The sequence below is a fragment of the Moorena sp. SIO1F2 genome (assembly GCF_010672755.1).
Taxonomy (GTDB): Bacteria; Cyanobacteriota; Cyanobacteriia; order Cyanobacteriales; family Coleofasciculaceae; genus Moorena.
Genome location: NZ_JAAHFV010000357.1, coordinates 1 through 6,302, shown reverse-complemented (window position 1 = coordinate 6,302; position 6,302 = coordinate 1). Strand labels below are relative to the sequence as shown.

General features: G+C 44.3%; 6 protein-coding genes and 1 pseudogene. 5 read left to right on the top strand and 2 right to left on the bottom strand.

What is annotated here, in order from left to right:
• A pseudogene (locus tag F6J94_RS28065) lies at positions 1–588 on the bottom strand (ABC transporter permease); the annotation flags it as partial.
• 52 nt (positions 589–640) lie between these two features.
• The gene (locus F6J94_RS28060) at positions 641–1,591 is read right to left on the bottom strand and encodes an ABC transporter ATP-binding protein (RefSeq protein WP_293046403.1); all 951 of its coding nucleotides are present in this window, start codon (positions 1,589–1,591) and stop codon (positions 641–643) included.
• A 497-nt stretch (positions 1,592–2,088) separates the two neighbouring features.
• Between F6J94_RS28060 and leuB the strand changes: the two genes are divergently transcribed.
• From leuB to accD, 5 genes are all read left to right on the top strand, one after another.
• Positions 2,089–3,177 (top strand): 3-isopropylmalate dehydrogenase, encoded by a 1,089-nt coding sequence (gene leuB, locus F6J94_RS28055; RefSeq protein WP_293046400.1) that lies wholly within the window; start codon positions 2,089–2,091, stop codon positions 3,175–3,177.
• A gap of 174 nt (positions 3,178–3,351) precedes the next feature.
• Complete coding sequence (locus F6J94_RS28050) at positions 3,352–3,615, top strand: hypothetical protein (RefSeq protein WP_364303462.1); 264 nt, start codon at positions 3,352–3,354, stop codon at positions 3,613–3,615.
• 75 nt (positions 3,616–3,690) lie between these two features.
• Positions 3,691–4,524 carry an A24 family peptidase gene (locus F6J94_RS28045; protein WP_293046406.1) on the top strand — a complete coding sequence of 278 codons (834 nt, stop codon included), beginning with the start codon at positions 3,691–3,693 and terminating at the stop codon, positions 4,522–4,524.
• Between the two features lie 565 nt (positions 4,525–5,089).
• Complete coding sequence (locus F6J94_RS28040) at positions 5,090–5,311, top strand: hypothetical protein (protein WP_293025401.1); 222 nt, start codon at positions 5,090–5,092, stop codon at positions 5,309–5,311.
• A 57-nt stretch (positions 5,312–5,368) separates the two neighbouring features.
• A complete protein-coding gene (gene accD, locus F6J94_RS28035) occupies positions 5,369–6,301 on the top strand; it encodes an acetyl-CoA carboxylase, carboxyltransferase subunit beta (protein WP_293025400.1) in 933 nt (310 codons plus the stop codon).
• The last annotated feature ends 1 nt before the right edge of the window (position 6,302 follow it).

The following is a 6,302-nucleotide window of genomic DNA, read 5'->3' as shown; positions in this document are numbered from 1 at the left end:
AATAATTGAAGTTAAAGTAACATCAGTATTTGTAGGTGGCAAATCTCTAGGAGGTTTGCCAACTAAACCAAATAGTAGCGCCATACTATAGCAAAATAGGCAACTGGTACCAAGAACGATGTAAAATCCTATAAGCTCAATCAAAGGGATTTTACCGGCAATAGCTGCCCAAAAATGCAATGGTAAGGCGAAACCAATTGCTAGATAAAGCAATGCTGGTACCCCCAGTAGTTTGCCACCTAGGATGCTCCGGCTTGACTGAGGTGTCAGGCGCAGAAAGTTCAGGGTGCCACGACTTTCTTCTTTGGAGAGGTCACTGATTAGCATATAGGTGCCAACCACCAACAAACTGAATATCCCGATAAGACTCAGGCAGACAAATACATTTTGCCACCATAGAGGCCAGTTAATCTCAGCTCCCAAGCTATATGGTAGCTCAAGTCCCAAATCGATCAGCATCACCAACTGACCAATCAAGGATATTGCCACTGTAATCAGGACATTCCGCTGTTTGAAACGGCCTTTGAGTTCTCGAAACACCTGGGGATTCAATTCCCCAAGTTGGTTAACTAAATTATTAAGTGCCATATCGCTATTAGTCTCCTTTTACTCGCCATGTGATGAGGCAGCTATGATCGAGCTATGATGCTTGCTGATGACCTAATTTAAGGAAAATTGTTTCTAAGTCTTCTTGAGAGCACTGGAATTCTGTCAAGGGAATCCCAGCATTAACCAGCGATCGCAATAGCTGTGCACAATCCTCTTGACCTCCTGAAAAATGAATCCGCATCCGACCTGGTTCTGGTAATATCTCCCAGTCTTCTACAAGGGGATTATTTTTCAATTCCCCTTTAACTACATCCAGCTGACCTAGGCTTGACAACAAAATTTGCTGGCGACCAAGACGCTGGTAAAACTCATCTAGGGGTGCGCTTTCTACCAGATACCCTAATTCCATGATGCCTACTGAGCTACACAGTTGGGCTAAATCACTCAAGACATGGGAGGAAATTAGAATGGTCATCCCCGCTTCTTGGAGAACCTTAATAATTTCCCGAAACTTCATTCTAGCAATGGGGTCAAGACCAGAGACTGGCTCATCCAGCAGCAGTAAAATCGGTTCATGAATGATAGTGCGAGCCAGGCTAAGGCGCTGTTTCATCCCCCGGGATAGGGTAGAAATCAAACTATTACGCTTGTTGGTTAATTCAATCAGTTCCAGAACATCGTATAAGCGTTGTCGGCGTTTTGAGCCTCTTAATTTATATAGACGTGCGAAGTAGTCTAGGTAGTCCCAAACCGTCAAATCTTCATAGAGGGGAAAATCATCAGGCAGATAGCCTAAACGCTGTTTTAGCCTAGGATTGCTTTGATCTCTTAGCAAACGCTGACCATTGATGTAAATCTCACCAGTGGTAGGTTCTTCCGCTGCAGCTAACATCCGGATCAGGGTGGTTTTCCCAGCACCATTCGGTCCAATTAAGCCGTAAACTTCGCCGCTTTCCACTTGCAAATCTACCTCATGCACAGCCACATGGCGGTCGAATTGCTTCGTTAGTCCACGGGTATCAATAGCCAGTTCTTTTACCATCAGAGTCTGGTTTTAGCTGTTTAATTTGCCTAAGAGTAAGGTCTTTCTAAGCCAATAAAGGACAAGACCAAAGCCTCCTCTTGGTGGGCGTTACCTAGCGCTTTCAAAAAGGGCGGGGTCGCACCACAAAGGGAAATTCATAGTTTCGCTTAACCCATTAAGAATTAAATTCGCTACGGGTCGCACCTGATGTTGGTTTTTTCTCCAGCCTAGCGCTTTCTTGTTGATCTATGGGTTGACCTAGGGCGGTTGAGCTTGGGTAGAATTATTTTAATTATTGATTTTTATCAGTTATCGCTAGCTTAGGGATTCGTTCCGGACTGTTACCTTGTTGCGAGGTCTGAGTCTATCAGTTACATCGGTGACATCCCTTAACCTATCCCTTGCCAGCTCTGCTGAACAAAAAATTACCCTGAGATACCGGCCAGATGCTATAGTATCGAACGCTATAACTTATACCCACGACACCTCATACTTGAGCATCGACCAAACTAACTATGACTTATTCCTACCGCATTACCCTGCTACCTGGTGACGGGATTGGCCCAGAAATCATGGCAGTAGCTGTAGATGTGTTGAACGTTGTTGGCAAGCGATTCGATATTAATTTTAAATTTACTGAAGCCCTAATTGGTGGCGTAGCTATTGATGCTACTAATGAACCCTTACCTACTGATACGCTAGAACTATGTCGCAATAGTGATGCCGTTTTACTCGCTGCCATTGGGGGTTACAAGTGGGATAATCTGCCGCGCCACCAACGACCAGAAACCGGATTGTTGGGATTAAGAGCAGGGTTAGGGTTGTTTGCTAATCTACGACCAGCGACAATATTCCCCCAACTGATTGATGCCTCGACCTTGAAACGAAACGTGGTAGAAGGGGTAGATATTATGGTGGTTAGAGAACTGACTGGTGGCATCTACTTTGGACAACCTAAAGGGATTTTTACTCAGGAAACTGGGGAGAAACGGGGAGTCAATACTATGGCTTACACCGAAGCTGAAATTGACCGCATTGCTAGATTAGGGTTTGAAACGGCTAAAAAACGCGGTGGTAAACTGTGTTCGGTGGATAAAGCTAATGTGTTGGATGTTTCCCAGTTGTGGCGCGATCGCATTACAACCCTAGCAGCGGAATATCCGGATGTGGAACTGTCTCACCTATACGTGGATAATGCTGCTATGCAATTGGTCAGAGCTCCGAAACAATTTGATACCATTGTTACAGGTAATATGTTCGGGGATATTTTATCCGATGCTGCTGCTATGCTTACCGGTAGTATTGGCATGTTACCCTCTGCCAGTTTAAGCGAATCTAGCCCTGGAGTCTTTGAACCCGTTCATGGCTCAGCTCCAGATATTGCTGGTCAAGATAAAGCGAATCCCCTAGCGATGGTACTCAGTGCTGCGATGATGTTACGTTATGGCTTAGACCAGCCTGAAGCAGCAGATTGCATTGAACAAGCAGTTGTCAAGGTTTTAGATAAAGGCGATCGCACAGGAGATATCATCTCAGAAGGCATGAATCTCTTAGGTTGTCGTGCTATGGGAGATTCCCTAATTGAGTGCTTAGAGCAATCTTGATGTTATCCCTTGATATTATCAATTGATTTTATCGTGTAAACCTGCGGTTACTTATAATAACTCAGGAAAATCTCTTGGTTTCACCTGGTTAATCAGTGCCCTCTTGTCGAAATACCCCCTTGCCGTGAGGGCGTGATTGCATTAAAGTCAAACTGAAATAATAGGGTAAAAAGTGTGGTGTATACATCACAGCAAAGACAAGAAAACTACCAAACTCGGATTGAGCTACCGAAGCTGATAGACCCTACGGTTTTGAGAGCAGCTAAGCATATCTACCGGGTTTACTACGAAGTTCATCCATACCAAGATGAACAGCCATCTGGTGTAGCCATTGACAGATATACCCTCAGAGGAAAGTTAATCTTTAGTCAGAGACCTATCCTTCTACCAACTGAATGCTTTGTGCCTTTGAGTCAACTAGAAGGAGACTTTTATTAATAAATATTAAGGAAATCGGTCATTGGTCTTACTTCTATGGTATAGAGCAATAGCAATTAGGAAGTGACACAGGATATGGTGGGAGTATCCGCTGCCTTGACAACGTTAATAGCTTTCGCAATAGTTTTCGCTATCGGTGCATCTATTGGCAGTTTTCTCAATGTAGTCGTTTACAGACTACCTGCTGGTTTATCCATCCTTTGGCCCCCCTCCCGCTGTCCCCATTGTCTACATAAGCTGGGAAAGCGAGAGAATGTTCCAGTAATGGGCTGGCTGTGCTTAAAAGGACGTTGCCGTCACTGTAATACCAAGATTTCCAGCCGCTATCCCCTAGTAGAGGCCATAACCGGTGTACTGTTTTTACTCGTTTTCTGGATGTATGGTTGGGGTTGGCAAACCGTAGGGTATTGGGCGTTTTTGAGCTGGCTGTTGACTCTAGCTCTGATTGATATCGATACTATGACCCTACCGAATTCCCTAACTCAGTCTGGATTAGTGGCTGGTTTAGTATTTCAAGGAACTACTGGTTTTTTGCAGGGGTCTCAACCCATAGCAATAATTCCTCAATTAATGATTGGGGTGGTAGGTGCAGTGCTAGGGATTTGGTTGTTTGACCTGATTGCTTTTGGGGGTTCGATTGCCTTTGGTCAATCCGCTATGGGGGGAGGAGATGCTAAACTAGCGGCGATGATGGGAGCTTGGTTAGGGTGGAAGTATTTGCTCTTGGCTAGTTTCATCGCTTGTGGTGTAGGGGCGTTTGCTGGTGGCGCAGCCATTGCCCTGGGTTGGATGAATCGCAAACAGCCAATGCCATTTGGTCCTTTTCTAGCCTTGGGAGCAGGATTGACCCTACTTTGGGGTAAATTAATAGTGTCCACTTACCTAGAACTATTTTTCCCATTTAGCTAAACATTATCGGTTGAAGAATGCTCCATCTAGGTTTTAGGTTTTAGGGAGTAGGGAGTAGGGAGTAGGGAAGTCAGAAAAGGGATCCCCCCTAACCCCCCTTAATAAGGGGGGAACGGAAGTGGGAAAAAATCCTTTGTACCTCATTGCTATGAGAAACACTATATAACAGTAAACCTATAACAGTAAACCTATAACAGTAAACCTATAACAGTAAACCTATAACAGTTAATTTACTATCTTAATCTTAACTATAAATAACTATCAATTATAAAGCATAACCTACAAATATAAATAGAACTATATAGCGTTAATTATAATTATTATGAGGTAAATTATATGAGGTAAATTAAATTTTAATCAACGCCACTCCCGACTCCTGACTCCCTAAAACCTAAGACGAAAGTCCCTCACCCACTTGATAAATGCTATATAGATAGATGAAATTGAACGGCTCTGAAAAATCTTTGGAATCCTATTGGTATAGCAATCCGTGTAGGAATTATGATAATTATTGATCCGAAGTTCCCAGATCCGCTGTTCCCTGTTCCCTTTGCTATATTAGCCTGTGTCTTGGATAACAATCAGAACTACCAATCTTCGCTGGGAAGCCGAGCTGATGCAGCAGGTGCTAGCCGCTCATGATATTCCAAGTCGGATTATTGATATTGGGATCATGTCTTATTTAGGTGCAGGTAGTCCTGCGGCTTTACAAGTTCGCTCACCAGATCAATGGACAGCCTTACTGTTGTTGAGTTCCCCAGAAGAAGAGCAGGCAGGACAATCATAAATATAAAATTATAGCTAAAAAAATTTAGATAATACGTTAACAGGATAAGAAATTTTTATGTCTCTATTCGATTGGTTTGCAAATAGACGAAAAATTGAACCAACCCCTAAACAACCTCAAGAACGGGAGATTGCTGATGGGCTATGGAAAAAGTGTGAAGCTTGCGGAGTTCTATCCTACGCCAGAGACCTGCAAGCTAATCAAATGGTTTGCAGTGAATGTGGCCATCACATGCGAGTCCCTAGTGACGAGCGGATCCGCCAGCTGATTGACCATCAGACCTGGATATCACTGGATGAACACCTACATCCGACGGATCCCCTGAAGTTTTGCGATCGCAAATCCTATAGTGATCGTTTGCGAGACAGCCAAGAAAAAACTAAGCTCACAGATGCCGTACAAACTGGCACCGGTCAACTAGAGAATTTGCCCATTGCTTTGGGAGTAATGGACTTCCGGTTCATGGGCGGTAGTATGGGTTCGGTAGTTGGGGAAAAACTGACTCGTTTGATAGAAGAAGCAACCAAGCGACAGCTACCGGTTGTAATTGTTTGTGCATCTGGTGGAGCCAGAATGCAGGAAGGGATGTTAAGCCTGATGCAAATGGCCAAAATCTCTGGTGCCTTGGAACGCCATCGTCAAGCCAGACTACTCTACATTCCAGTTCTTACTCATCCTACCACCGGTGGGGTGACTGCCAGTTTTGCCATGTTAGGGGATATTATCATAGCGGAACCGAAGGCATTAATTGGATTTGCTGGACGACGAGTGATTGAGCAGACCCTCAGAGAAAAGCTACCGGATAATTTCCAGACCTCTGAATATCTGCTAGACCACGGCTTCGTTGATGCCATTGTACCTCGCACCCAGTTGAAAAAAACCCTAGCCCAGCTGATTCGCCTCCATCAACCCCAGGCTACTATACCGGTAGCGGTTTCCCTGCCAAAAGCAGTAGGGATTAGGGAGCAGGGAGTAGGGAGTAGGGAGTAGA

Coding starts and splice junctions, on each gene's coding strand:
- F6J94_RS28060 (WP_293046403.1), bottom strand. CDS start 1,591: ATGGTAAAAGAACTGGCTATTGATACCCGTGGACTAACGAAGCAATTC.
- leuB (WP_293046400.1), top strand. CDS start 2,089: ATGACTTATTCCTACCGCATTACCCTGCTACCTGGTGACGGGATTGGC.
- F6J94_RS28045 (WP_293046406.1), top strand. CDS start 3,691: ATGGTGGGAGTATCCGCTGCCTTGACAACGTTAATAGCTTTCGCAATA.
- accD (WP_293025400.1), top strand. CDS start 5,369: ATGTCTCTATTCGATTGGTTTGCAAATAGACGAAAAATTGAACCAACC.